Raw genomic sequence first — 23,986 nt, forward strand, 5'->3', positions numbered from 1 at the left:
TTCGCCCGCCGGCCGCCCGGAGAGCACAGCGTCCGTGAGCGGCCTCGGCCACGTCCGTGAGCGGTCTCGGCCATCGGACCCGTCCGGTGGCCGAGAGCGCTCGACGGGTCCCCGAGGAGAAGGCGGCCGTCGCGAGGCTGTTCCCCCGCACCGGCTACGCGGCGAGCAGTACGGCGTCCGACGCCGAGCCGGTACCGCGGGCCGTGCGGCGGCCCGGGAGACGGGAGAGGCCCTCGGTCCCGTCTCGCTCGGGGACGGCGAACCCGGCCCGGCCACGCCTCGCCCCGGAGGACAGCACACGGAGGCGATCCTCCCGCTCATTCCGAGCCGTCGCGAGGGCGAGGTCCGCCCATGCCCGCTCGACGAGGTCGGCCAGCCTCATCCCGAGCGCCGCGCACACCGCGGCCAGCACCTCGGACGACGCCTCCTTGCGCCCACGCTCCACCTCCGACAGGTAGGCGGTCGAGACCCTGGCCTCGTCGGCGACGTCGGACAGCGTACGGCGCTGCGCCGTCCGCGCACGCCGCAAGATCCTGCCCACGAGGTCCCGGAGAAGCGGTTCCGGTGCCATACCGAACCCGGCCGGTTCACCCGGCCGAGTGATCTGTCGCGCTGGCTGTGTCGTCACGATGCCCTACCGCCCTCCCGTCGACTGCCACCACGGTAGCCCGGGACACTGACACGCAACCAGGACCTGCCTCCACGGACGGAGGCCATACGCCACAGGCGTAATCCTCCGCCACCGCCCCGGGCCGGCCGGCCACCACCTCACGCCGTGTGCGCGACGAAGTACCGGTCCAGGTCGTCCAGCAGCTCGGCGTCCTCACCCGTGGCCGGTACGCGCATGTCCCGGCGCGTCTGCTTCGCCTGCCGCCAGCACTCCTCCGCCGTGACCCGGTCGTCCAGGAGGATGGCGGCTCGCGCGAGCGTCTCGCAGGCACTCGCCACCATGGGCCAGTCCCCCAACTCGGTCGCCGCCGCCCGCGCGGCCGCGGAGTCCGCCCGGGCCTCGTCCGTCCGGCCGCGGGCGAGCGACAGCCTGGCCCGTTCGAGCCGGACCCGCACCTCTCCCTCGATCCATCCCACGCTGATGTTCCATCTCAGCCATCGCTCCAGCCGGGCCGATGCCCGCAGGTACTCACCGCGCTGCCGCTCCACCGTCGCCTGGCCGAGCTCACACACCTGCTGCTGCGCGGGGGTGTTCTGCCTGACCGCCAGGTGCAGCGCCTCCTGGAACAGGGATTCCGCCTCGTCCGTACGGTTGGACCGCAGCGCCAGCTGGCCCAGCTCGCACAGCAGGTGGCTGACCTTCGGCCAGAGCCCGAGATGGGTGGCCACGGCCATGGACCGGCGGTGCAGCTGCTCGGCGTCGTCCAGGTCGCCCGCGATCGTGCTCAGCGCGGCGAGACAGTCGGACGCGTGGATGACCCCCCACTGGTCGCCCAGGTCCAGGAACCCGGCGACGCTGCGCTCGGCGTCGTCGCGCGCCGTGTCGAAGGCGCCTCGGCGCAGGCGCTCCAGAGCTCTCGTGCTCAGCACCGCCGCCTCCCCCCACCGGTAGTCCAGCCGTCGGCACGTCGCCAGGGTCTGCTCGACCAGGTCCACGGTGCTCTCCCCCGCGGGCAGCACGACGGCGAGCAGCCCGCGGGCACGGAGCAGCCCCAACCCCGACCGGCTCTCGGGCCAGTGATCGAGGCGCAGCGCGTCGACGTCGCAGGGGATCCCGCGCAGTCTCCTCATCGCCGCCTCCCACGTCGCGGCCTCAAGAGCGAGCGACGGTTCGCCGTCACCCTCGCCACCGACCGCCAGGTCCAGCGCACGCCGCAGCCAGTCGGACCCTTCGTCGAGACGTCCGCGCTGCACCCAGTACCAGGCCATGCCCACGGCGATCCGGAGTCCCAGCAGCGGCTCACCAGCGGTCACGGCCCATTCGAGACTCTGCCGGATGTTGGCGGCGTCCAGATCCAGCCGCCGGAAGGCGTCCTCCTGCCCCGCGCCGCGCAACTGCTCGTCGATCCGCCGGACCTGCTGGGCGTAGAACCGCGCCAGGGAGTGCCGCGTGTCGGCGAGCTCCCGCGCGGTGAGCTTCTCGCGGCAGAACTGCCGCACCGGTTCCAGAACCGCGTAGCGACGCTGCGGGCCTGACACGGAGACGGCCACCAAGGACCGCGTCACCAGGCGGGAGATCACGTTGACGACCTCGTCACCGGCGGGGTCGAGGGCCCGGCAGCACGCCAGGCCGGCGGCCGCCTCCCAGCTCCCGGCCTGCGTCGCGAGCCGCGCCAGGACCTCCCGTTCCCGCTCGGTCAGCATCCGCCAGCTCCACTCGACCGCGGCCCACATGCTGCGCTGCCGCACGGGCAGGTGGCTCAGCTCGATGTCGAGCAGCCACATCTCGTCGTCGAGCCAGCGGACCATCTCCTCGGCGGCGACCGTCCGCAGCCGGGGAGCGACGAGCTCGATCGCCAGCGGGATCCCGTTGAGCCGTCGGCAGATCTCCAGGAGCGCCTCCGGGCTGGCGGCGTGGGGGTCGAAGGTGGGATCGCCGTCCTGCGCCCGGTCCACGAGCAGCCGGACGGCCGGCCATGCCAGCAGGTCGCTCTCCACCGCGTCGGGCATGGCAAGGGGAAGCACCGGGTGGACCAGCTCCCCGGGCACACCGAGCGGCTCCCGGCTGGTCGCGAGGATCCGGACCTCCGGGGTCTGCTCGGCAAGCACCCTCGCGAGCTCCGCGCACGCGTCCCGCACCTGTTCGCAGTTGTCCAGGATGAGGAGCACGCGGGAGTCGAACAGCGCACCCGCGAGCCAGTCGAGCGGCGGTGCACCACGCTGCGGCTCGCCCAGCCCGAGGATGCCCGCCACGTGAGCGACGATCCGCCGCACCGCGCTGCCGTCCGAGGCGTCGATGTGGGAGAGGTCCGCCAGCCACACGCCGTCCGGGTGGTCACGGACCGTCGTCCTGGACGCTTCCACCGCCAGCCGGGTCTTTCCCACACCCCCGGGACCGGTCAGCGTCACCAGCCTTCTGGTCCGCATCGCGGCGCGCACCCGGGGCGTCTCCGCATCGCGGCCCACCAGGGCGGTCATGTGCCGGGGCAGGTTCGACCGCGCGGGCAGCCGCAGCGCTGACCCACGTGGCGACCGGCTCACACCGACGTCGGCTTCCTGACGCAGGATCGCCTCGTGCATCCGGGACATCTCGGCACCCGGCTCGAGACCCAGCTCGTCGCGCAGCCTCCGCGCCTGGTTCCGGAACAACTCCAGCGCCTCGGACTGCCGGCCACAGGCATGGAGCGCGCCCATCAGCGCAACAGTGATCCGCTCCCGCTCCGGATACTGGCTCACCAGCACGGGAGCCTCGGCAACCACTCGCTCGGCCGCGCCGGCCCCCAGCCAGGCGTCCAGCAGCTCCTCCGTGGCCTGGAGCCGCTGCGATTCCAGACGCAGGATCAGCGCGTCGTACCCGTTTCCCGCCCAGCGGTACCGGTGTTCGTAGGACCCGTCCCACAGCGCGAGCACGCCCTGGAGGGCACGCGCTCGCGCAGCGGCGTCGTCCTGGCCGTAGGCGTCTTCCATGAGCCGGTCGAAACGGTCCAGGTCGACGGTCCCCGGTTCGGCGTCCAGGACATATCCGCCGTGGTCACCGACGACGAGCTCCCCCGCCCCGGGTTCGGCCTCCGACAACGCCTTGCGCAGCTGTGACACCTTGCTCTGCAGCGCACGGAGAGGGCGCTGCGGCTCGTCCGCCTGCCACAGCTCCTGCACCAGGTCGGGTGCCGAGATGCGGCGGCGCCGGGCGGACAGCAGCGCGACGAGCAGTGCCCTGACCTTGGTTCCGGGGACGGTGACCTCGGCCCCGGCATCCGTGGTCACGCGAAGGGCGCCAAGCAGGTGGAAGTTCACCGGTCACCTCCCGACCGGACCGATCGAAGGCTCCGTGGTCCGAAACCATTCCGTAACAGGCCCTCCGCAGCCTAGTGCACGTACCACCCGTTCGTTCCTCGAAGGAGTCCCGCATGGGCCGCAATCCCCGTCCCCGGATGGAGATCCCCCCGGAACTCGCAGCCGGCCGCCGTGAATGGCTGGGGCTGCTGGTTCTCGGTCTCGCCAACCTGGTGCTCTCGCTCGACCTGAGCATCCTGTACCTGGCACTTCCCACGATCTCCGCGAGCCTCGGCGCCAGCCAGGTCGAGGCGCTCTGGATGATCGACATCTACGGCTTCGTCATCGCCGGCCTGCTCATCACGATGGGTTCGCTCGGCGACCGGATCGGGCGGCGCAAGCTGCTCATGATCGGCGCCGCGATCTTCGGACTCGGATCGGTGGTCGCCGCGCTGTCCACGTCCGTGGCCATGCTCATCGGCGCGCGAGTCGTCATGGGCATCGGCGCGGCGACGGTGATGCCGTCCGGCATGGCGATCATCGCCACGATGTTCCGGCACCCCGCCCAGCGCGGCATGGCCATCTCCACCTGGATGAGCACGTTCATGCTCGGCATGATCATCGGGCCCCCGCTGGGTGGGGTGCTCCTGCAGTTCTTCCCGTGGGGTTCGGTGTTCCTGCTCGGCGTCCCCGTCGCGATCCTGCTTCTGGTGACGGGCCCGCGCCTGCTCCCCGAGCAGCGCACGCCCGGTTCGCGAGCCATGGACGTGCCAAGCGTCGTCCTCGCGCTGACCTCGGTGCTGGCCGTCGCCTACTCGGTGAAGGAACTCGCCGCGAACGGTACGGGCGGCACCAGGATCGCCATCGGTGTGGCCGGTGTCCTCCTCGCCGCGCTCTTCGTCCTGCGTCAGCGCAGGCTGGAACAGCCCGTCATCGACCTGAAGCTGTTCGCCATCCCCGCGTTCGTGCTCTCGCTCGTCCTCGGCCTCATGGGCGGTGCGGTACAGGGTGGCAGCTCGTACCTGATCAACGTGTTCGTGCAGCTGGTTCACGACAGGACCCCGCTGCAGGCCAGCCTGGTGCTGCTGCCGGCGCTGGCGGCGATGATCGTCGGGCTCATGCTGGGGCCCGGCATCGCCAGCCGCGTGCCGCCCGGGCGGGTCATCGCCCTCGGCCTGCCCATCGCGGCCGTCGGCTACGTCATCATCGCCCAGATCGGGCCGGACACCGGCCTTCCCGTGCTCGTGGCCGGGTACGCCATCGTCCTGTTCGGCGTCGGCATCCCCATGGGGCTCGGCACGGCGATCGGTCTCGGCGCCGTGGGACCGCGGAGGGCGGCCGCCGCCTCGTCGCTCACGCAGACGGCCAACGAACTGGGTGTCGCCTTCGGTATCGCGGGTCTGGGGAGCATCGGCCACCTCGCCTACCGCACCCAGCTCGCCGCCGAGGCGCCTTCCGGCGTGCCGGACGACGCGCTGGCCGATGCCCAGTCGAGCATCGAGGCCGGAGTCGGTACGGCGGCGGGACTGCCCGGCTCGCTGGGCGACGAGTTCCGTGCCGTCGTCGACTCCGCGTTCACCCACGGCCTCAACATCGTGGCCGTCACGGCCACGGTCATCATGGTCTGCCTGGCGATCGCCGCGGGGATCATGCTGCGCAATCTCGCACCGCTGCCACCGCCCGGCCAGCCGCCGGCGGGTGACGGTGCCGATGCCGGGGCCGGCGCCGTCGGGCGAGGGGCCGACGACGCCGGTACCGCCCAGGACGACGCGACGCCCGATCCGGCCGCCTTGCCGGCCGACGCGGGCAAGTAGCCGTCCTGGACGACGAGGCGGAGGAGGACGAGCGCAAGCGTCCTCCTCCGCCTCGCCCCCTCCCGCCCGGGGCCGGCCCGAACCCTTCCGGGATCAGCTCGAGCCGGGCTCAAGGATCACCGGCAGTTCCCGGTGACCGTTCATGATGAACGTCGGAAGCGGCTGGAGCGGCTCGTCACCCGTCGCCAGACGCATCCGCGGGAACCGGGCGAACAGGCGTGACAACCCCTCGGTGGCGACGGCGCGGGCGATCCCGGCACCCAGACAGTAGTGGGGGCCGTGCCCGAAGGACAGGTGCTCCTTGTTCTCGCGGCGGACGTCGAACTCGCACGCCGTCTCACCGTTGAGCGCGGGATCGCGCCCGACGGCGCTGTAGTTCACCAGCAGGGCCTCACCCTGCCGGATCGTCACGCCCTCGACCTCGATGTCCTCGGCGGCGTAGCGGAGCGGCAGGTGCACGAGGGGCGACTCCACCCGCAGCGTCTCGTCGATGACGTCGTCCCAGGTCACCTCGCCCGCCTGGACCGCCGCCAGCTGGTCCGGGTGGGACAGCAGCGCCGAGATCGCGTTGTCGAAGAAGTTGATCGTGGTCTCCGAACCCGCTCCGAGAATGGCGAAGACCGTGTCCATCAGTTCCAGCTCGCTGAGGCGCGAACCGTCCTCGTCACGCGAGGCGAGCAGGTCACTGGTGATGTCCGCGGCAGGGTTGCGGCGCTTCTCCTCGATCAGCTCCGTCATGGCACCGCGCCATCCCTGCAGCACCTGGGCCGCCTGGTCCGGCGTCACCGTCGTGTCGACCATCATGTCGATCACCTTGGCCGTCGCGGCCCGGGCGTCCTCCGACATGCCGATCATGTCGGCCACGAGCCGCGCCGGGAGGGGATAGGCGAACGTCTCCCGGAGATCGACGACAGCCCCCGGCGGAGTCTGCGCGAGCGCGTCCAGGAGCTCGGTGACCAGCTCACTGATCCGCGGCCGCATCGCCTCCGTGCGCCGGGTGGTGAAGGCGCTCGCCACCAGGCGGCGCAGGCGGCGATGATCGCTGCCGAACGAGGTCACCATGTTGTCCATGGCGATCCAGCTGATGAGCTCCCAGTCCGGCGGGATCTTCCCGTCGCGGAACTCCGCCCAGTGGTTGCGCGCGCTCTTGGTGACGCGCCGGTCCGCGAGCACCTGCTGGATCGCCGCGTGCGAGTTCAGTGACCAGACGACGACGTCGCCGGGCAGCCGTACCTGCGTGGGGCCCTGCTCACGCAGTGCGGCCGCCTCCCCGTGGATGTCGGTGCCGGCCGGGTCGAGGGCATAGGGACAGGCAGCAGTACTGGTCATGACAGTCCAATCGGATTCGGCGCGAGGACGCGCTCGGCGATCTCGGCGGAGGTCAGCGACTCCGGAGGGTCCACGAGCCCCGTCACGCGCATGAACGCTCGCGTCACGACCGGGTCGTGGGTGGCGGCCTCCTGGACCTGGGCGATGAACGCGTTGGCCTCGCGGATCTCCTCGGGCAGGTCCGTCCCGAGGAAGGCGAAGTCACCGCTGGTCGACGCGGCCCACGGACCGTCCAGCAGTCCGGCGGCCCGGGTGAAGTACTCGCGGCTGGAGATCTCGCCCTTGCCCGCCAGCTCCCCGATCAGCTCCGACTCCAGTGCCGCGACCGTCATGCCCTGTCCGTACACCGGGTTGAAGCTGCACATGGCGTCGCCGACGATCAGCAGACGCGCCGGCAGGTCGCTCATCCGGTCGAAGCGGCGCCGGATGCTCTTCGGGAACCGGAACTGCACGGGGTCGTCCACGGGACGGCCCGCGTCCATCACCTCGTGCACGTCGGGCACCTCCATGGAACGAGCCCAGGCCAGGAACCCCTCCTCGTCCGTCGGCGGATGATCACCCATCACTCCCGTGAGGGAGACCAGCGAGCCCCCGTCCTGAACTCGCGAGAAGAAGGCTCCGCGCGGGAACTGCGGGCACGAGACCGGGTTGATCGACAGGTCTCCCCGGAGCACCGACTCGTCGTCGAACTCGTAGTGCCGGCTGGTGTAGGAGAGATCGATCTTGACGGTCTCCTCCTCGGGACGGCCGTATCCGGCGTCGTGCAGCCACCGGGCGACGGGCGATCCGCGCCCCAGGGCGTCGACGACGACGTCGGCCTGAACCACCTCGCTGCGATCCGTGCCGCGCGGTGCCACCACGGCACCCAGCACCGTCTGCCGGGTGTCGTCGAAGACCAGTGACGACACCTCCTGCCCCTCACGGAGGGTCACGTTGGGCAGTGCGCGGACGCGTTCGCGGACGAGGTGCTCGAGGACCGGCCGGTCCGCCGAGACACAGGTGAGTCCGGTCGCGGCCGGGGCCAGGCGCTTCCCGTTGAAGAACCAGCGCAGCTCGCCGAGGTCCGCGGTCGGCACCCCCGCCTCCTGCGCCTCACGGGTGAACCCCGGGAAGTAGTTCTCCAGTGCCTGCTGGCCCCGGGCCAGCAGACCGTGCACGTGGCCGCCCTGGGGCACGCCCCTGCGCACCCCCCGAACCCCGATGACGTCGTCCCGCTCGACGATCACGACCTCGTCGACGTGGTCGGCGAGCGCACGGCCCGCGAGCAGTCCCGCGATGCTGCCGCCCAGGACGAGCGCGCGGCGGCTCACGGGGTGTCCCTCGGCGTGTTCTGGTAGGCGGCCAGCTGCCAGGTGCCGTCGACCTTCGCCACGGTCCAGACGGCACGGACCGCCTTGGCGTCGCTGACCTCCGACTCGCCGTGCCCGAGCACCCCGCCCAGGGTGTGAAGGACGACGACGGTGTCGCTGAGCACCGCGACGTTGAACGGTGTACCCGTGACCTGGGTACCGCGGTACGGGCCCTGGAACGCACCGCTCATGAAACGAGCGATCTCGCCGCGCCCCTTCACGCACTGGCCCGGGAGCACCATGATCCCGTTCTCGGTGAAGACGTCGGCGAACCGCACTCCGTCCTGGGCGGCCCACGCCGCCATGATGCGCTGGGGAACCTCCGTGACGGCTGCGATGTCCTCGGGGCTGGGTGCCGCCACGCCCGGCAGCTGATCAACCTGCATCGTGACCTCTCCTCTCGGTGGACCGGTTGGCACCACCCTGGCGGTCCGCGACCTCGGCATCGTCTTCCCGCGTGCGGTCCGTGGGCGACACGCCCGGAGACGGCCGCCCCCGCCACGAGACCGCACGATCGAAGGCACACCGGGCACGCCGACATGCCAACGTCGGGGACGTCGTCGTCCCGTACGCGAAGGAGATCCACCATGACCGACCTCGCCACCGCCCAGGGCCCCCTGCTCAGCAACGACCTCCGGGACGCCATCCGCGTCCACACCGCCTGGCAGGAGGAGAACCGCCGTACCCACCCCGCGGTGATCGAAGCGCTGCACGCCGACGGGCACTTCGCGATGCGTGTGCCCGCACGCCACGGCGGCAGCGAGCTCAGCTACCGCGACGTGCTGGAGAGGGTCGCCGCGCTCTCGCGGGCCGACGGCGCCACCGGATGGGTCGTCGCGGTCTCGGCGATCACGTCGTGGATGGTCTCCACGCTGCCCGACGAGGTCCAGGACGAGGTGTTCGCCGACGGGCCGGTCCAGACCTGCGGCACCCTCAGCCCCGGGGGACAGGTCACCGAGGACGGGGACGACTACCTGCTCAACGGCAGGTGGCAGTTCATCAGCGGGGCGCCCAGCAGCGCGTGGCAGACCGTGATCGCCGTCGTCGAGACCCCTCAGGGGCTCCTGCCCGTCCTGGGCGTGGTTCCGATCGGCGATCTCCGGCTCGTCGACGACTGGAACACCTCCGGCCTCCGCGGCAGCGGGAGCTTCACCACCATCGCCCAGGACGTGCGCGTCCCCCGGCGCAACTTCGTCCCCCTCCCGGCCATGCTCGCCGAGCAGTACGCCTCCGCGAGCAACGCCACCACGCCGGTCTTCACCACCCCCCTCGTGCCCACCGCCGCTGCCCTGTCCGCGGGCGTGGCCGTCGGGCTCGCGGAGGCAGGGCTGTCCGCGTTCCTCGACCGCCTGCCCGGCCGGAAGATCACCTACACGGCGTACGACAACCAGGCCGAGGCACCCGTCACCCACCTGGCGCTGGGCGAGGCCTCGATGCTGGTCGACGAGAGCCGCTATCAGGCCCAGCGCCTCGCGGACATGCTCGACGGCTCCGAGTCCTGGGACGTGGGCAGGCGCGTGCTCGCACGCGCCTGCCTGGGACGTGCCTGCGACCTGGCGCACCGGAGCGCCGACGTGGTCAACGCCAACAGCGGCGGCTCGTCGATCTACGCCGACGTCCCCGTCCAGCGGATCGCCCGGGACCTGCACGCCATGCGCATGCACGCGCTGATCCACCCCGCCACCAACCGCGAGCTCCACGGCCGTGTGCTGGCAGGGCTCGCACCGCACACCCAGTACCTCTGAGAACCACTCTTACCAGGCAGAAAACCCATGAGTACCGAGCGAAACAAACCCGGCGCTTGTTATCGTCTCCGACAGACGACCATCGCGACCCGCCGGCCCCTGGGCACCCGACCGCACGAGGCCGGAGCTTGGAGGAGCAATGCCCGGTGACCTGCCATTCGACACCATCCGCGTCGAACGGAGCCGGGTCAACAACCTGCGCGACGTCACCGTGGACATCCGGAAGCGGGCGATCACCGTCATCACCGGCGTGTCGGGGTCGGGCAAGTCCTCGCTCGCGTTCGGCACCATCACGGCCGAGTCGCAACGGCTGATGAACGACACCTACCCGGCGCACGTGCAGTCCGCCCTGCCCCGGTACGCGCAGCCGGACGTCGACGGGATGCACGGGCTCACCGCCTCGATGGTGGTGGACCAGAACCCCCTGCCGGCCGACAGCCGCGCGACCGTCGCCAGCGCCACCGACGTCTACGGCATGCTCCGGCTTCTCTTCGCACGCACCTGTTCACCTCCGCTGGACGACCCCCGGGCGCTGTCCTACTCCGACCCGCGTGGCCGGTGCGAGAACTGCGAGGGGCAGGGCGAGGCCATCGACATCGACGAGAGCAAGCTCGTCGACCAGACCCGCTCCCTCAACGGTGGTGCCATCACCTTTCCGGCCTTCTCCGTGGGCTCCGCGAACTGGAACTTCTTCGCCAGTTCCGGATTCTTCGACAACGACCTTCCCATCGAGCAGTACACCGAGTCGAAGCGGGAACTCCTGCTGCGCGGCGAGCGACAGCGCATCAAGGTGCAGAACGGTTCCCGTACCGGCACGTTCAACTACGAGGGACTGATCCCGAAGTTCCGGCGCCTCTTCATCGAGAAGACGCGCCGGAGCGTCCCCGCCGAGACCAAGGCAGCCCTCGACGCGATCATGACGCGCACGACGTGCCCGGAGTGCCACGGCAGCCGGCTCAGCGCGCAGGCCAGGTCCTACACGGTGGCCGGCCGCAACATCGTGGAGTGCATGACCGGAACCGTCGACGAGCTCTCCGAGTTCCTCGCCGACGTCGAGGCCACACCGGAAGGGCGGCGCGTCCGTCCGCTGATCTCCGCGCTGCGCGGCCGGCTCGACAACATCGCCCTCCTCGGCCTGACCTACATGGGTCTCGACCGCAGGACCCAGACCCTCTCCGGCGGTGAGGCCCAGCGGCTCAAGCTGGTCCGGCACCTCAGCTCGTCGCTCTCCGACCTCACGTACATCTTCGACGAGCCCACCAGCGGCCTCCACGCCCATGACGTCACCCGGCTGCTGGACCTGTTCCGGTCGCTGCGTGACCGCGGGAACACCGTGCTGATCGTCGAGCACGACCGAGCGGTCATCGAGGCCGCCGACGAGGTCATCGACCTCGGCCCGGGAGCCGGCGAAGAAGGGGGAACCGTCGTCTTCCAGGGCTCCGTGGAAGACCTGCGCGGAGCGGGCACCCCGACCGCCGACCACCTCGCGGCTCCGGTGACCATGGCGGAGCCCGCGGAGGTCGAGACCAGCACGCTGGCCTTCACCGGCGCCCACAACGTCCCCGACGGGAAGGTGGAGCTTCCCGTCCGGGGCCTGACCGTCGTGACCGGCGTCGCCGGAAGCGGCAAGTCGACCCTCGTCATGGAATGCCTCGCGCCGCAGCTCCAGAAGCCGATCATCGTCGACCAGACCGTCCCCCGCGGGCACCGCCGGTCCAACGTCGCCACCTACCTGGGCATCGCCGAGGACATCCGGAAGCACTTCGCGCAGGCCACCGGCTCCAGCCCGGCACTGTTCAGTGCCAACTCCCGGGGAGCCTGTCCCGAGTGCGAGGGCCTGGGGGCCATCTTCCTCGACCTGGCACACCTCGACCCGGTCAGCTACACGTGCCCGGCGTGCGAAGGGCACCGGTTCGCGCCCGAGGTGCTGGAGAAGCGCGTGGACGGCCGCAACATCAGCGACGTCCTGCAGACCTCGGTCGCGGCGGCCCAGGACCTCTTCGGCCCCGGCCGGATCCGCAAACGGCTGGCCACGACGGCGGAGGTAGGACTCGACTACCTGACGCTGGGCCAGCCGGTCGTCAGCCTCTCCGGGGGAGAGCGGCAACGACTCAAGGTCGCCACGCGCACCGCCACCGGCGGCCGGACCTACATCCTCGACGAACCGACCACCGGACTCCACGGCACCGACGTCCCCCGCATGCTCGACGCCTTGCGCCACCTCGTGGACCAAGGCAACAACGTGATCGTGATCGAGCACGACCTGAGCGTCGCTCTCCAGGCCGACTGGATGATCGACGTCGGTCCGGACGCCGGCGCCGCCGGCGGACGGATCCTCTTCGCCGGCCCGCCGGCGATGGCACTCGACCACGACACGCACACCGCTCGCCACCTGCGTCTCGCACTGAAGGAGCATTCCTCGTGACCGTCGATCCCGTCATCACCACCCGGCCGGCCTCGCCCTACGTGGGCTGGCGCCGAACCATCCACGTCGACCAGTTCCCGGAGGTCGCCGACAAGATCCCCGTCACCCTGGAGTGGCTGGAGGAGCACGGCGTCACGGTCAACGGTGCGCCGTTCTTCCGGTACCACGTCGTCCGGCTCCCCGACCACGTCGACGTCTCCTGCTGCATCCCCGTCGAGGGCGAGTCGCCGGTGGGGCCCGGGATGGTCGCGGACGTCCTGCCCGCCGGCCGGTACGCGAGCGTCCGCCACGTGGGCCACCCCGACGAGCTCGTGGAGCTCACCGCGGAACTGGTCGAGTGGGGAACCAGCACGGGAAGGTCCTGGGACGTGACGTCCGACGGATCGGACGACGTCTGGTCCGGGCGGGTCGAGACCTACTTCTCGCCCCCGGACGTGCCGATCGAGCAGTGGGAGACAGAAGTCGCCATCCGGCTCGCCGACTGAAGGGAACCACGATGAGGATCCTGTTCATCGCACCACCGGCTCTCCGATCACACCTGTACCTCCAGGTCCCCCTCGTCTGGGCGCTCCGCGGCGAGGGACACGAGGTCGCCGTGGCGGTCCACCCGGACCTGGAGGACGCACGGTCCGCCGTCGGACTCGCGGGTCCCACGGTCGGCATCGACATGCTCGAGACCCTGGGGCGTATCGACGCGCACGAGCCCGCACACGTTCAGGACGACGGGCCCGCCCCGCACCAGCAGGACTACGCCGCCGACGACCCCCGCGCCGAGCTGGAGTACCTGAACACCCACTTCCTCTCCCAGCTCTGCGAGCCCCGGCTCCTCGCGGACCTCGTCGAGTTCGGCCGCCACTGGGGCCCGGACCTCGTCGTGTGGGACCAGCTGTGCTACGTGGGCGGGGCACTCGCCTCGATCCTGGGCGTCCCCCACGCCCGGATCCTGTTCGGCACCGACGGTATCGGCCAGCTCGTCCAGGCGGCAGGCACCGGCTACGACCCCGTTCATGCCTGGCTCGACCCGCACATCGAGCGGCACGGCGGCCGTCCCGCGCCCGACCGGGCCACCGGCAGCCTCAGCATCGACACCATGCCGCCGTGGGTGTGGCGCCCCGAGGGCGACTACCTGCCCATGCGGCATCTCGCCTACAACGGCCCCAGCACCTGGCAGACCGAGCTGTTCCGGCGCCCGGAGCGCCCGCTCGTCCTGATCACGCTCGGGCTGTCGCACGAGGAGGCGGGTGTCGCGCACGCGTCGTCCACGGCGCTGCTCGACGGCGTCGCCGATCTCGACGCCGACGTCATCGCCACGGTCGCCGGCGATCCCGGTACCGCCGTCCCGCCCAACGTGACCCTCACCCGGTTCGTGCCGCTCAACGCGCTGCTCCCGCACTGCGCCGCACTGGTGCACCAGGGTGGCAGCGGCACCTTCGCCGCCGCCTACGAGGCGGGCACACCCCAGCTCGTCGTGCCCAGCACCTACTGGAGCGACCGCTGGTTCGGGCCGGTCGCCCAGACCCGCGGCATCGTCGACGAAGGCGCGGGCGAGTTCGTGTCCGACTCCGACCACCTCGACGCCGAGCGGCTGCACGGGTCGCTGCAGCGCGTGCTGAAGGACTCCTCGTACGCGGACAACGCGGCGCGGCTGCGCGCCAGGTACCAGGCCGTCCCGTCCCCGAACGCCACGGCGGCCCGGCTGACCGAGCTTCTCCTCGCGTGACGGCGCACGCGTGACCCTGCCCCGCACGCGGAGGCGTCGGGGCAGGGTCACGCGCAGGGGGCAGGGTGACGCGCGGAGGGCAGGGTGACGCGCGGACGGCCCGCAGGCGGGATCGGCGCTCAGCCGAAGGGCCGGGAGCTCAACTCGTCCTCGATGTCGGCGTACTCGCGCAAGAGCGTGGCGACCTGCTTCCAGTTGCCCTTGTTGCCCGCCTGGAGGGACTCTCCCATCAGGCGTCCCTGGGTGAACTTGCGCTCCGCGAGCTCGCGCGCTCCCCCCTCGCCGAAGAACTGGGCGTAGTCCAGGCACCGGCGTGCCTGCGAGGGAAGCAGGAAGATCGTCATGAACGACTGGCTCCGCGGCGAGAGCCGGTCCGCCTCGAGGTCGTCAGCGTATCCCTGGATCACCTCGGCGCCGTTGGGGGTGGACTGCCGGATCTCCTCGAACCAGCTCAGGGCGGCGTCGAACACCTCGGCGTCGCCGGCCGGCCTGCCCGCCCGCGGCCGGGTCCACATGTGGAACGGCGGGCCGGGGCAGGGAAGCTCCTCGCCGCGCCACCCGTCGAGGAAGTGCTCGACCGAGACGGTCGCGAACGGGTAACCCATCGGGTCGTGCACCCGGACCGAGTCGCCCTCGACCGCATACGCCACCACGTAGTGGTCGGCGCCGTTGGCGTGCTGGTGATAGGGGAAGTAGCGCAGTGCTCCCATGTCCATCGGCCCCACCAGGACGGGCCCGTGCTCGAGACCGCGACGGAGGGCCTCGAGCGGTTCCGTGGCGTTCTCCCGCTCCGCCCCATGGCCCAGCAGGGAGAACGCCCGGTCCAGCCGGCTCGGGTCCGGTACCAGCGACAGGTAGAGCTTCTCGCAGTCGGGCTCGCTGAGCCGGTGCGCGCCCAGCAGCGAGATCCCGCTGAGCACCTCGAGACGGCCGGACGGCGCTTCGATGCCGTATGCCGACAGGAACATCGAGGCGGCGTCGGCGTAGCAGTAGTTGATGAAGCCGTTGTAGGACATGATGCCCGGGTTGGACATGGTTCTCCTCCTTCGCGCCGAGATGCTTGGAGCGTAGGTCTGCGCGCGTCGCGGGGGCGATAGCCGCGTCCCCATGCCGCACGTTTCGACAACGCCGTCAGGCCGCACGCGAGCAGCGCACTGGGGAAGAAGAGATCTCCCCGAGGGGCCTCCGAGACTGGCCGTGTGACCACCCACGACGTGTCCGGAACCAACAGCACCGTGACCGACGATCTCGCCGCTGCCGTCGGTGAGTGCTGGGCAGAGGTGCTCGGCATCGCCCCCGGGACGCCGGGCACCTTCCTCTCGCTCGGCGGGCACTCGATCGCCGCCAACCGGCTCAGGTCCCGCCTGGCCCGGCTGGGCGTCACGGTCACCCTCACCGACCTGTTCGACGATCCCAGCCTCGAGGACCTGCTGCGCACGCTCAGGGAGCGCGCCGACACCGTGACCGACGACCCGGACGGGGCCAGCCGATGACGAGTTTCCCCTTCACCTTCGAACAGAACTTTCTCCGTGGCCAGCACGAGACCGACGGGAGCACCGCCGGGTTCGGACAGCGCCCGATCTCCAGTGGCGCCCTGCGCATCGACGGCCCGCTCGACACGGGCCGCCTCGCCACCGCGATCCAGCGCGCCGTCGAGCTCCACCCCCAGACCCGCGCCGCCGTCCACCCGGACGGGCAGGAGATCCGCGCGACGGCGGCCGTCCGGATCGAGGAACGCGGCCTCGACGCGGACGACCTCGCCCCGGACGCCCGGGACCGCGCGGCTGAGGAGTTCGTGGCCGCCTGCGAGGAGAGCCCCTTCTCCGAACGGGACTTCCCCCCGCTGCGCGGGTACCTGGGCCGGTTCGACGAGAACGACGCCGTGCTCGTCCTCGTCGGATTCCTGCCCCTGATCGACGTGTGGTCGATCGAGGTGCTGCTGCGCGACGTCACCCGGCTGTACGCGGGCGAGGACGTCGCGGCGCCACCCGCCTACGCCGACTACGCGGCGCAGCAGGACGCGGTCTCGCAGGACTCCGGCTGGGCGGACCGGCTCTCCGGCACCGAGGCGTACGTCCTGGAGTCCGACCGCCCCGCGGCCGAGCATCCGAGCGGGACGACGCGCGTCGACCGGTTCGCGCTCGACGCGTCGGTGTCCGCCGGCGTGCACCGGCTCGCCGAGGAGGCCCGGGCGTCCGGCTACATGGTGCTCCTGGCCGCTCACGCGATCGAGCTCGCCCGGGCGACCGGCCGCCGCCGAGGACTGGTCTGGATGCTGACCGCGGGCCCCGGTCGCCGTGACGACAAGTGGGCCGACACCGTCGGGTACTTCGCGAACATGTGCCCGCTCCCCGTCGACCTCGAGGGCGCCCGCACGTTCCGCGACGCGATCCGTGCGGTTCGCGGCGCGGCACTGGAGTCGCTGACGCACGAGGTCCCGTTCGTCGAGCTCCTGGGGATCGCCGGCGCTCAGCTCGCCGGGCTGGAACGCCCCGGGATGGTGGTTCCGGGCTTCGCGATGTTCCAGAGCCCGGCCGGCTCCCAGCTGGTCACGGCCGGGGACGTCCGCTTCGCCGGCATCCATCGGGTCCGCTCCCAGGACGCGGGGCCGGGGATCCCGGACGACGCGATCCTGTGGACCATCGAGCGCGGTTCGGACGGCGCGGTCTACTACGCCCTCAGCTCCAGCGTGGACCGCTGGGAGGAGCCCTCCGTCCGTGCCATGGCGGAGGGGTTCACCCAGTCCCTCGGCGCCCTGGTCGCAGCACCCGATCAGCCCGTCGTCATCTGATCGCTCCGGGAGGAAACCATGCGCACCACCCTGAACTCCGACTACACGATGGTCGAAGGGCTGACCGACGAGCAGTACGGCCAGTGGCTCGACGCCTGGCAGGGGGCCTTCGGCTCCCCGCCCAGCGGTGACCCGGGCCTGGTCAGCTACTTCCGGGGCACGCACCCTCCGGACCGGTGCCTGCTGATCAGCGACGAACGCGGACCCGTGGCCACGAACACCTCGATGAACCGCGACTTCGTCCTTCCTGGCGGCACCACCATCCCGCTGGCCGGCTGCACCGGTGGCTCGTGCCACCAGACGCTGCGCCGTCAGGGTCTGATGCGAGCGACGCTCGACCGCCTCCACGACCGCGCCGTCGAGGAGGACGTGCCGCTGGCCGCGGGTGGCGTCTCCGAGTGGCCCATCTACCGGCGGTTCGGCTACGGCCCGGCCACCTGGTACGACAGCGTCGAGATCGACATCCACCGCACCGGTTTCCGCGACGACGCGCCGGGCGACGCGGGTGGCCTCACGCGTCTCGACGGTCCCCAGGCCCGGGCCACCGCGATGTCGGTCTACGCGCGGGTGTCGTCGGGCACGCCCGGCGAGGTCATCCCTCCCGACGCGGCCTGGGACCGGCTCCTGCTCGATCCCGAGGACGCCGGCCCCGAGTCGCTGATGGCACTCGGCATGCCCGGCGGCCCGCTCCACTGCGTGGGGATCGAGGACCGCGCGTTCCTGTCCTACCGCCTGCTCCAGGACTGGACCGACCAGCAGGCACCCCGCTACACGGCGCTCGTGGTCGACCTCATTGCGGCCGACACGGAGGCGGAGGCGTCGTTGTGGCGGTACCTCTTCTCCCTCGACATGGTCGCCGAGGTGCATGCGTGGCGCGTGCCGCAGGACAGCCCGCTGCGCTGGTGGGTCCGTGACGCCCGCTGGATCCGCACGGTCCCGAAGGACGGGCTCTGGCTACGGCCGCTCGACGTGCCCCGCCTGCTCGAGGCGCGCCACTGGCAGGGCTCACATCCCGGGATGTCCATCAAGATCCACGACCCGCAGGGCTACACCACCGGCACGTACCGGATGGAGGTCGTCGACGGCAAGGCGCGCTGCGACCGGACACCGGGTGCCGAGCCCGACCTCGTGATGGAGGTGGGCACCCTGGGTTCGATCTACCTCGGCGGCACGAGTGCCGTCGGATGGGCTCGCGCCGGAGCGATCCGCTGCGCGTCGCCCGAACTGCCCGCCCAGTGGGACATGCTCGCGACTCCGCCGCGTGCCCCGTTCATCAGCTACTGGTTCTGAGATGGGCGCCCGCATGCTCCGGGCCGTGGGCCCGGCCGCCGACGACCCCATCCTGGCCGCGGCCGCACTGGCCCGGACCGCCACCGGCGACTACATCCTCGTCGAGGGGCCGGACGGGATCCGGTTCGCCGAGGAACCGGCCGCCGTCGTCACGGCGACCCGTGAGGGCATCTCCCTCACGGGCGCGCCGTCCGTCCTGCCGGAAGGGCCCCGTCGCTGGGAGGGGTTCGATCTCGCCCGCCTCCCCGAGGTGTTCGAGACCGTGCCGATCAGCGAGCCCAACTGGTACGGCTGGTGCGGGTTCTCGGCGGCGGTGCCGTCGGCGGCCGCCGACGGCGAGACCCTCGTCCATGCCGCGACCTACCGACGCGAGGTACACCTGACCGCCGATCGCACCACGTTCCTGGGGCTGGGTCCGGACGACCTGGTCGCCGCCACGGAGAGGTTCAAGCAGACCGAACCGGAGGAAGCCGCCGGAACGGTGACCGCGGTGGACGTGGAAACCGGCCGAGGCGCCTACGAGGCGACGGTCAAGCAGGCCCTGACCCGGGTCAGGGGAACGAACCTGCGCAAGGTGATCGTGTCGCGCAGGGTCGAGGTCCCGTTCCCGGTCGACGTCCCGCGGACCTATCTGGCCGGCCGGCGCGTCAACACCCCGGCCCGCTCGTTCTGTCTGCGCACCGGAGAGCTCGAGGCCACGGGTTTCCCCCCGGAGACGGTGGCCGAGGTCGACGCCGACGGAACCGTACGCATCATGCCGCTGGCGGGGACCAGGGCGCTGACCGGTGACCCGGTGCGGGACGAGGCACTGCGCACGGAGCTGCTCACCGACCCCAAGGAGGTCTACGAGCACTGCGTCTCGGTGCAGTCGGCGCTCGACGACCTGTCCGCCGTGTGCTCCCCCGAGAGCCTGGAGGTACGCGAGTTCATGGCGGTCAAGCGCCGCGGATCCGTGCAGCATCTCGGATCGGTGGTGCGGGGGCGGCTCGCCGGCGGCAGGACGCCGTGGGACGCCTTCAAGAGCGCCTTCCCCGCGGTGACCGCCAGCGGGATCCCCCGCGACGTCTCGCTCGCCGCGATCGTCGACCTCGAGAACTCTCCCCGGGACCTGTACTCGGGCGCCGTCTTCGTCCAGCGCGAGGACGGCAGCCTCGACTCCGCACTGGTCCTGCGGTCGGTCTACTCCTCCGGCGGGCGGTGCTGGATCCGTGCCGGCGCCGGCATCGTCCCCCAGTCCGAGCCGCGGCGCGAGTTCATCGAGACCTGCGAGAAGCTCGCGTCCGTGTCCCGTTCCATCGTGCGCGCGTGAGGGGCTCGTCATGCCGAACCAGGACATCGTGAGATGGCCCGCCGTCGTCGCCGACCGGTACCGCGGCGGCGGGCTGTGGCGTGGGGAGAACCTGGGCGACGCGATCCTGCGCCGCGCCGCGGCGCGGCCGGCCGCGGTCGCCGTCCGCGACCCCGAGACCAGCCTGACGTACGGCGATCTGGTCGCCACCGCCGACGCGACCGCGGCCGGCCTGGCCGCCGCCGGTCTGCGCCGGGGCGACCGCGTCCTGGTCCAGGTCGCCAACACCTGGAGATTCGTCCCGCTGCTGCTGGCGTGCCTGCGCCGCGGCGTCGTCCCGGTCATGTGCCTGACCGGGCACCGCGAGCGCGAGCTCACGCACCTGGCCGAGCTCACGCGGGCGCGCGCGATTCTCGTCACCGCCGTGGTGCGCGGGGTGGACCACCTCGCCCTGGCGCGCCGGGTCGTGGAACGGTCCCCCCTCGAACGGGCGGTGGACGTCGACACGCTGGTTCCGTGCGTACGGTCCACCGGCGGCGTGCCGTCCGCGGACGGGTCCGGGGAACCCGTACCGCGCGGCGAGGACCCGGCGGTCTTCCTGCTCTCCGGCGGCACCGGCGGTCTCCCCAAGGCCATCTGCCGCACCCACGACGACTACGGGTACAACGCCCGGACGGCCGCGGACGTCTGTGCCCTCTCGTCTTCCTCCGTGTACCTGGCGGTGCTTCCGCTGGGGCACAACTTCCCCCTGGCGTGCCCGGGGATTCTCGGGGTCCTGGGGGTCGGGGGCACCGTCGTCGTCTCCCCGTCACCGCGGCCGGAGGTCTGCTTCCCGCTGATCCGACAGCACGGGGTGACGATGACGGCGCTCGTCCCGACCATCGCCCAGCGATGGCTGGACACGGTACGGCAGGAGCCCGCAGCCCGCGCGGACCTCGAATCGCTCCGGCTGCTGCAGGTGGGAGGGTCGAGGCTGGCCGACAGCGTCGCCCGCCGCGTCGGGCCCGAGCTGGGCTGCGCCTTGCAGCAGGTGTTCGGCATGGCCGAGGGGCTGATCAACATGACACGCCTCGACGACCCGGACGACGTCGTGACCGGCACCCAGGGCCGTCCGATGAGCGCTCACGACGAGATCCGGATCCTCGACGAGGACGGTGGTGTCGTCGAGGACGACACCCCGGGGCTCCTGGTCACCCGCGGCCCCTATACGCCCAGGGGCTACGTCAACGCCGCCGCCTACAACCGCCACGCCTTCACCGCCGACGGCTGGTTCCGCACGGGCGACGTCGTCCGGCGGCGGCCCGACGGCAACCTCGTCGTCGAGGGACGGGACAAGGACATCATCAACCGGGGCGGCGAGAAGGTCTCCGCGGAGGACGTGGAGGAGATCGCGTACCGCTGTGCCGGGGTCCTGCACGCCGCGGCCGTCGCTCTGCCGGACGAGGCGCTCGGTGAGCGTGTCGGCCTGGTCATCGTCCCTCGTCCGGGCCAGACTGTGACACTGGACGACATCCACGCCGAGATGCGCGCGGCGGGTGCCGCGCGCATCAAGTACCCGGAGCAGCTCCACGTCGTCGATGCCCTCCCTCTGACCGGAGTCGGCAAGATCGACAAGAAGGCCCTGCGCCGGCAGCTCGCACCCGCACGAGAAGAGAGGTCGACAGCATGACTCACCCCCTGCCCGACAACCTGGCGGCGCCGGCGGTCCGGGCCCTCACGGGCCAGGACATCACCACCCTCGAGGGCGTGGCCGAGCGCGGCCTGGACGCGATCGAGGAGCTCCACGGCGTCGGCCCGGGCGCGATCTCGACGCTCCGCACGGCGCTGCGCGACGCCGGCCTGTCGTCCTGATCGGCCGGGCGGGCCGGGGGCCGGCCGTCACAGCACCACGCAGCCCGTGGTGAGGACGGCCAGCATCGTGCGCATCTGCACCGACACCGTGTAGCTCCCCATGGTGAGCATCTGCGCCTGCGCCGGAGTGACCCACAGGTACCCGGCCGGGAGCGGACGCTCCATCACCGCGTCCGGCACCCGGGCGATGGTGTACCGGGAGTTCGCACCCAGGAACCGGCCGCCCTCCTCGGAGTGCACGGTGCTGTAGACGATCTCGGCCTGCGACGAGAGAGCGAGCTCCCGCAGCTCCTCGGAGAGCGGGGAGTCGCGGCCGACGTGGGTCACCGACGGATACGCCTCGAAGCCGGCACGGGACCCTGCCTCGCGCCTCGCCTGGATCAACAGGTGCGGCTCGCCCCGGTGCTCGGCGACGAGCAGCAGCTCCTCCCGGGTCGACGTGTACTCCACCAGGGGCTGCGACCAGCCGACGACCTCCCGGTTGCCGCCCGAGACCTGGACGCCCACGACCCGGAAGTCGGCCGATGCCTGGATGACACCCCGGTCGCCCAGGTACGGCACCTGGTCCAGGCCGACGAGCCGGGCCTCGGCCAGGTCCGTGGCCCGCAGGCTCGTCAGCCACGACTGCACCTCCGCGTCGGTGTGCCGGGACGGACCGACCGGCAGCGTGGGCAGGTGAGCGAGGACGCACCGGCTGTCCATGTTCAGGACATGGTCCTGCCACATGCAGTCGCGCAGTTCGGTGCGGGTCAGCCAGCGGTGGCTCTCGCTCTCGGGGATGTCCTGGTCGACGGAGATGATCATGTTCCGGTTGTGCTTGTGGAAGAAGACCGCGCTGTGCTCGCCCTGCAGGGAGTCGGCTTCCACCTGCCCGCTCGGGGTGGGCAGGAACCAGTCCAGGTAGGCGGTCGCCCCTCCCCCATGGGCACGGTCGTAGTTGCTGCGCGTCGCCTGCACCGTGGGAGAGACCTGGACCTGCCCAGGGTTCCCGGGCTCGATCTTGGCCTGCATCAGGTAGTGCGCCACGCCGCCGATCCGCCTGGTGATGATGCCCAGCACGCCCACATCACGTTGCAGGAGGATCGGGCCGCTCTCGACCACCTGCCGGCTGTCGACGTCGAACGTCTCGAGGCCACGGACCGAGAAGAAGCGTCCGGTCTGGTGCACCAGGTTGCCGAGGTCGTCGAAGTGCCAGCCCGGCATCCCGTCGAGCAGGGTGCGCCGGACCTGGAGGCCGTGGTCGGCGCGGTACTGGGCCAGCCAGGTCAGGATGCTCGCGGGGGCCCGCCGGCCACGAGCGGTGACCGGGGAGCTGCCCACACTCACGACACGGCCATCTGTGGTGCCTTCCGCAGGTCACGGGCGAAACTTCGCAGGTCCGTGGCCAGGGCCTCCGGGCACTCGAGCGCCGGGAAGTGACCGCCGCGGTGGTGGTCGCGCCACTGCACGATGTTGCCGAGATACCGGGAGGCCAACGCCGGGATCGGCAGCATGATGTCGTGGGGGAACACGGAGACGGCAGCGGGCACGGGGTTGGGGCCGGGGACGTTCCCGCGGCTCAGCTCGCGCATGGCCGGCGCGCCCTCGTAGTAGAAGTTGGCCGAGGTCGCGGCCGTGTTCGTGAACCAGTACAGCGAGGCCGCGGTGAGGACGTCGTCCCAGGAGAGCGCCCCGCCCTGGAAGGAGCCGGGGTCGGTCCACTCCAGGTACCGCTCCAGGAGCCAGGCCAGCAGACCCACCGGCGAGTCGGTCAGACCGTAGGAGAGGGTCAGGGGGCGCGTCGCCATCACCTGCATGTAAGCGCTCCGCTGAGCGTTGAACTCGTCGAGCGCGGCCAGCCTCTCCCGGTCGAGGGCGCTGAACCCGCCGAGGTCCTCGTCGACGGCCGGGAACGTCATGAGCATCGTCAGATGGATCCCCGTGACGTGCTCGCGATCGATCATCGAGAGCGCCTGCGTGATCGGCGAGCCCGCGTCGCCGCCGTGCGCGACGTACCGCTCGTAGCCCAGCCGGCCCATGAGCTCCGACCACGCGGTGGCGATCTTCGGCACGTCCCAGCCGCCGCTGTCGCCCGTGGCGGAGAATCCGAACCCGGGCAGGCTCGGAACGACGACGTGGAAGGCGTCCTCCGCCTGGCCGCCGTACGAGGTGGGATCGGTCAGGTAGGGCACGAGCCGCTCGAACTCGGCCACCGACCCGGGCCAGCCGTGGGTGAGGAGCAGGGGCGTCGCGTCCGGGTGCGGGGACCGCACGTGCTGGAAGTGGATCTGCGCGCCGTGGATGTCCGCCACGTAGTTGGGCACCGCGTTCAGCCGCCGCTCCGCGGCCCGCCAGTCGTAGCCGTCCGCCCAGTAGCCGGCCATCTCCTGCAGGAGCGTGAGGTCGACGCCCCTGCCGGGCGCCACGTGAGCCCCCGCCACCGGCCAGCGGGTGCCGCGGATCCGGCTCCGCAAACCGATCAGGTCGTCCTCGGACACGTTGATCTGGTAAGGCTTCATGTGC

19 protein-coding genes are annotated in these 23,986 nt (G+C 71.5%); 11 read left to right on the forward strand and 8 right to left on the reverse strand.

The annotated features are described in order from the left end of the window. Nucleotides 1-154: 154 nt before the first annotated feature. Both J0911_RS19400 and J0911_RS19405 read right to left on the reverse strand, forming a co-directional pair. Nucleotides 155-571: a helix-turn-helix domain-containing protein gene (locus J0911_RS19400; RefSeq protein ID WP_207277154.1), complete on the reverse strand. Its 417-nt coding sequence runs from the start codon at nt 569-571 to the stop codon at nt 155-157. A gap of 197 nt (nt 572-768) precedes the next feature. Next, nucleotides 769-3,903, reverse strand: a complete 3,135-nt coding sequence (locus tag J0911_RS19405; protein ID WP_207277155.1) for an AfsR/SARP family transcriptional regulator — start codon at nt 3,901-3,903, stop codon at nt 769-771. 113 nt (nt 3,904-4,016) lie between these two features. On the opposite strand from J0911_RS19405, the gene J0911_RS19410 reads away from it, so the two are divergent. After that, nucleotides 4,017-5,696, forward strand: a complete 1,680-nt coding sequence (locus J0911_RS19410) for an MFS transporter (RefSeq protein WP_207277156.1) — start codon at nt 4,017-4,019, stop codon at nt 5,694-5,696. A 93-nt stretch (nt 5,697-5,789) separates the two neighbouring features. Here J0911_RS19410 and J0911_RS19415 read toward each other — a convergent pair whose 3' ends face one another. Genes J0911_RS19415 through J0911_RS19425 form a run of 3 tightly spaced genes read right to left on the reverse strand, consistent with a single transcriptional unit; the run spans nt 5,790 to nt 8,760 of the window. Next, entirely contained in the window at nt 5,790-7,025 is a 1,236-nt protein-coding gene (locus J0911_RS19415) for a cytochrome P450 family protein (RefSeq protein ID WP_207277157.1), read from the reverse strand. Beyond that, nucleotides 7,022-8,335, reverse strand: coding sequence for an FAD-dependent oxidoreductase (locus tag J0911_RS19420; RefSeq protein WP_207277158.1), 1,314 nt, complete (start codon nt 8,333-8,335; stop codon nt 7,022-7,024). Before J0911_RS19420 ends, J0911_RS19415 begins: the two co-directional genes overlap by 4 nt. Then, nucleotides 8,332-8,760, reverse strand: a complete 429-nt coding sequence (locus tag J0911_RS19425; protein WP_207277159.1) for an SgcJ/EcaC family oxidoreductase — start codon at nt 8,758-8,760, stop codon at nt 8,332-8,334. The genes J0911_RS19420 and J0911_RS19425 overlap by 4 nt, the downstream gene beginning before the upstream one ends. Nucleotides 8,761-8,961: 201 nt before the next feature. Between J0911_RS19425 and J0911_RS19430 the strand changes: the two genes are divergently transcribed. From J0911_RS19430 to J0911_RS19445, 4 genes are all read left to right on the forward strand, one after another. Next, nucleotides 8,962-10,119 (forward strand): acyl-CoA dehydrogenase family protein, encoded by a 1,158-nt coding sequence (locus J0911_RS19430; RefSeq protein ID WP_207277160.1) that lies wholly within the window; start codon nt 8,962-8,964, stop codon nt 10,117-10,119. 139 nt (nt 10,120-10,258) lie between these two features. Then, nucleotides 10,259-12,544 (forward strand): excinuclease ABC subunit UvrA, encoded by a 2,286-nt coding sequence (locus tag J0911_RS19435; protein ID WP_207277161.1) that lies wholly within the window; start codon nt 10,259-10,261, stop codon nt 12,542-12,544. Continuing rightward, entirely contained in the window at nt 12,541-13,029 is a 489-nt protein-coding gene (locus J0911_RS19440) for a GyrI-like domain-containing protein (protein WP_207277162.1), read from the forward strand. The genes J0911_RS19435 and J0911_RS19440 overlap by 4 nt, the downstream gene beginning before the upstream one ends. Before the next feature lie 11 nt (nt 13,030-13,040). After that, entirely contained in the window at nt 13,041-14,264 is a 1,224-nt protein-coding gene (locus J0911_RS19445; protein WP_207277163.1) for a nucleotide disphospho-sugar-binding domain-containing protein, read from the forward strand. Between the two features lie 119 nt (nt 14,265-14,383). On the opposite strand, the gene J0911_RS19450 is transcribed toward J0911_RS19445, so the two are convergent. After that, nucleotides 14,384-15,298 carry a YobF C-terminal domain-containing protein gene (locus J0911_RS19450; protein WP_207277164.1) on the reverse strand — a complete coding sequence of 305 codons (915 nt, stop codon included), beginning with the start codon at nt 15,296-15,298 and terminating at the stop codon, nt 14,384-14,386. 165 nt (nt 15,299-15,463) lie between these two features. Between J0911_RS19450 and J0911_RS19455 the strand changes: the two genes are divergently transcribed. From J0911_RS19455 to J0911_RS19480, 6 genes are read left to right on the forward strand one after another with little or no spacing between them, the layout of a single operon-like run. Further along, a complete protein-coding gene (locus J0911_RS19455) occupies nt 15,464-15,757 on the forward strand; it encodes an acyl carrier protein (protein WP_207277165.1) in 294 nt (97 codons plus the stop codon). Then, the gene (locus J0911_RS19460) at nt 15,754-17,055 is read left to right on the forward strand and encodes a condensation domain-containing protein (RefSeq protein WP_207277166.1); all 1,302 of its coding nucleotides are present in this window, start codon (nt 15,754-15,756) and stop codon (nt 17,053-17,055) included. Before J0911_RS19455 ends, J0911_RS19460 begins: the two co-directional genes overlap by 4 nt. Before the next feature lie 18 nt (nt 17,056-17,073). Continuing rightward, nucleotides 17,074-18,345 carry a GNAT family N-acetyltransferase gene (locus J0911_RS19465; RefSeq protein WP_207277167.1) on the forward strand — a complete coding sequence of 424 codons (1,272 nt, stop codon included), beginning with the start codon at nt 17,074-17,076 and terminating at the stop codon, nt 18,343-18,345. Between the two features lies 1 nt (nt 18,346). Beyond that, on the forward strand, nt 18,347-19,654 hold the full coding sequence (locus J0911_RS19470) for a salicylate synthase (RefSeq protein ID WP_207277168.1): 1,308 nt from the start codon (nt 18,347-18,349) through the stop codon (nt 19,652-19,654). A gap of 10 nt (nt 19,655-19,664) precedes the next feature. Then, the gene (locus J0911_RS19475; RefSeq protein ID WP_207277169.1) at nt 19,665-21,302 is read left to right on the forward strand and encodes a (2,3-dihydroxybenzoyl)adenylate synthase; all 1,638 of its coding nucleotides are present in this window, start codon (nt 19,665-19,667) and stop codon (nt 21,300-21,302) included. Then, nucleotides 21,299-21,484: a helix-hairpin-helix domain-containing protein gene (locus J0911_RS19480; RefSeq protein WP_207277170.1), complete on the forward strand. Its 186-nt coding sequence runs from the start codon at nt 21,299-21,301 to the stop codon at nt 21,482-21,484. The genes J0911_RS19475 and J0911_RS19480 overlap by 4 nt, the downstream gene beginning before the upstream one ends. A gap of 27 nt (nt 21,485-21,511) precedes the next feature. On the opposite strand, the gene J0911_RS19485 is transcribed toward J0911_RS19480, so the two are convergent. Both J0911_RS19485 and J0911_RS19490 read right to left on the reverse strand, forming a co-directional pair. After that, complete coding sequence (locus J0911_RS19485; RefSeq protein WP_207277171.1) at nt 21,512-22,810, reverse strand: NDP-hexose 2,3-dehydratase family protein; 1,299 nt, start codon at nt 22,808-22,810, stop codon at nt 21,512-21,514. Next, complete coding sequence (locus J0911_RS19490) at nt 22,807-23,982, reverse strand: epoxide hydrolase family protein (RefSeq protein WP_207277172.1); 1,176 nt, start codon at nt 23,980-23,982, stop codon at nt 22,807-22,809. The genes J0911_RS19485 and J0911_RS19490 overlap by 4 nt, the downstream gene beginning before the upstream one ends. Nucleotides 23,983-23,986: the final 4 nt, after the last annotated feature.

Origin of the sequence: Myceligenerans salitolerans, from assembly GCF_017349295.1 — a bacterium.
Lineage (GTDB): Bacteria > Actinomycetota > Actinomycetes > Actinomycetales > Cellulomonadaceae > Myceligenerans > Myceligenerans salitolerans.

What these genes read in the sequence shown, in the direction of transcription:
- J0911_RS19400 (WP_207277154.1), bottom strand. Translation starts at nt 571, where the DNA reads ATGGCACCGGAACCGCTTCTCCGGGACCTCGTGGGCAGGATCTTGCGG.
- J0911_RS19410 (WP_207277156.1), top strand. Translation starts at nt 4,017, where the DNA reads ATGGGCCGCAATCCCCGTCCCCGGATGGAGATCCCCCCGGAACTCGCA.
- J0911_RS19415 (WP_207277157.1), bottom strand. Translation starts at nt 7,025, where the DNA reads ATGACCAGTACTGCTGCCTGTCCCTATGCCCTCGACCCGGCCGGCACC.
- J0911_RS19425 (WP_207277159.1), bottom strand. Translation starts at nt 8,760, where the DNA reads ATGCAGGTTGATCAGCTGCCGGGCGTGGCGGCACCCAGCCCCGAGGAC.
- J0911_RS19430 (WP_207277160.1), top strand. Translation starts at nt 8,962, where the DNA reads ATGACCGACCTCGCCACCGCCCAGGGCCCCCTGCTCAGCAACGACCTC.
- J0911_RS19435 (WP_207277161.1), top strand. Translation starts at nt 10,259, where the DNA reads ATGCCCGGTGACCTGCCATTCGACACCATCCGCGTCGAACGGAGCCGG.
- J0911_RS19445 (WP_207277163.1), top strand. Translation starts at nt 13,041, where the DNA reads ATGAGGATCCTGTTCATCGCACCACCGGCTCTCCGATCACACCTGTAC.
- J0911_RS19450 (WP_207277164.1), bottom strand. Translation starts at nt 15,298, where the DNA reads ATGTCCAACCCGGGCATCATGTCCTACAACGGCTTCATCAACTACTGC.
- J0911_RS19460 (WP_207277166.1), top strand. Translation starts at nt 15,754, where the DNA reads ATGACGAGTTTCCCCTTCACCTTCGAACAGAACTTTCTCCGTGGCCAG.
- J0911_RS19465 (WP_207277167.1), top strand. Translation starts at nt 17,074, where the DNA reads ATGCGCACCACCCTGAACTCCGACTACACGATGGTCGAAGGGCTGACC.
- J0911_RS19470 (WP_207277168.1), top strand. Translation starts at nt 18,347, where the DNA reads ATGGGCGCCCGCATGCTCCGGGCCGTGGGCCCGGCCGCCGACGACCCC.
- J0911_RS19475 (WP_207277169.1), top strand. Translation starts at nt 19,665, where the DNA reads ATGCCGAACCAGGACATCGTGAGATGGCCCGCCGTCGTCGCCGACCGG.
- J0911_RS19480 (WP_207277170.1), top strand. Translation starts at nt 21,299, where the DNA reads ATGACTCACCCCCTGCCCGACAACCTGGCGGCGCCGGCGGTCCGGGCC.
- J0911_RS19490 (WP_207277172.1), bottom strand. Translation starts at nt 23,982, where the DNA reads ATGAAGCCTTACCAGATCAACGTGTCCGAGGACGACCTGATCGGTTTG.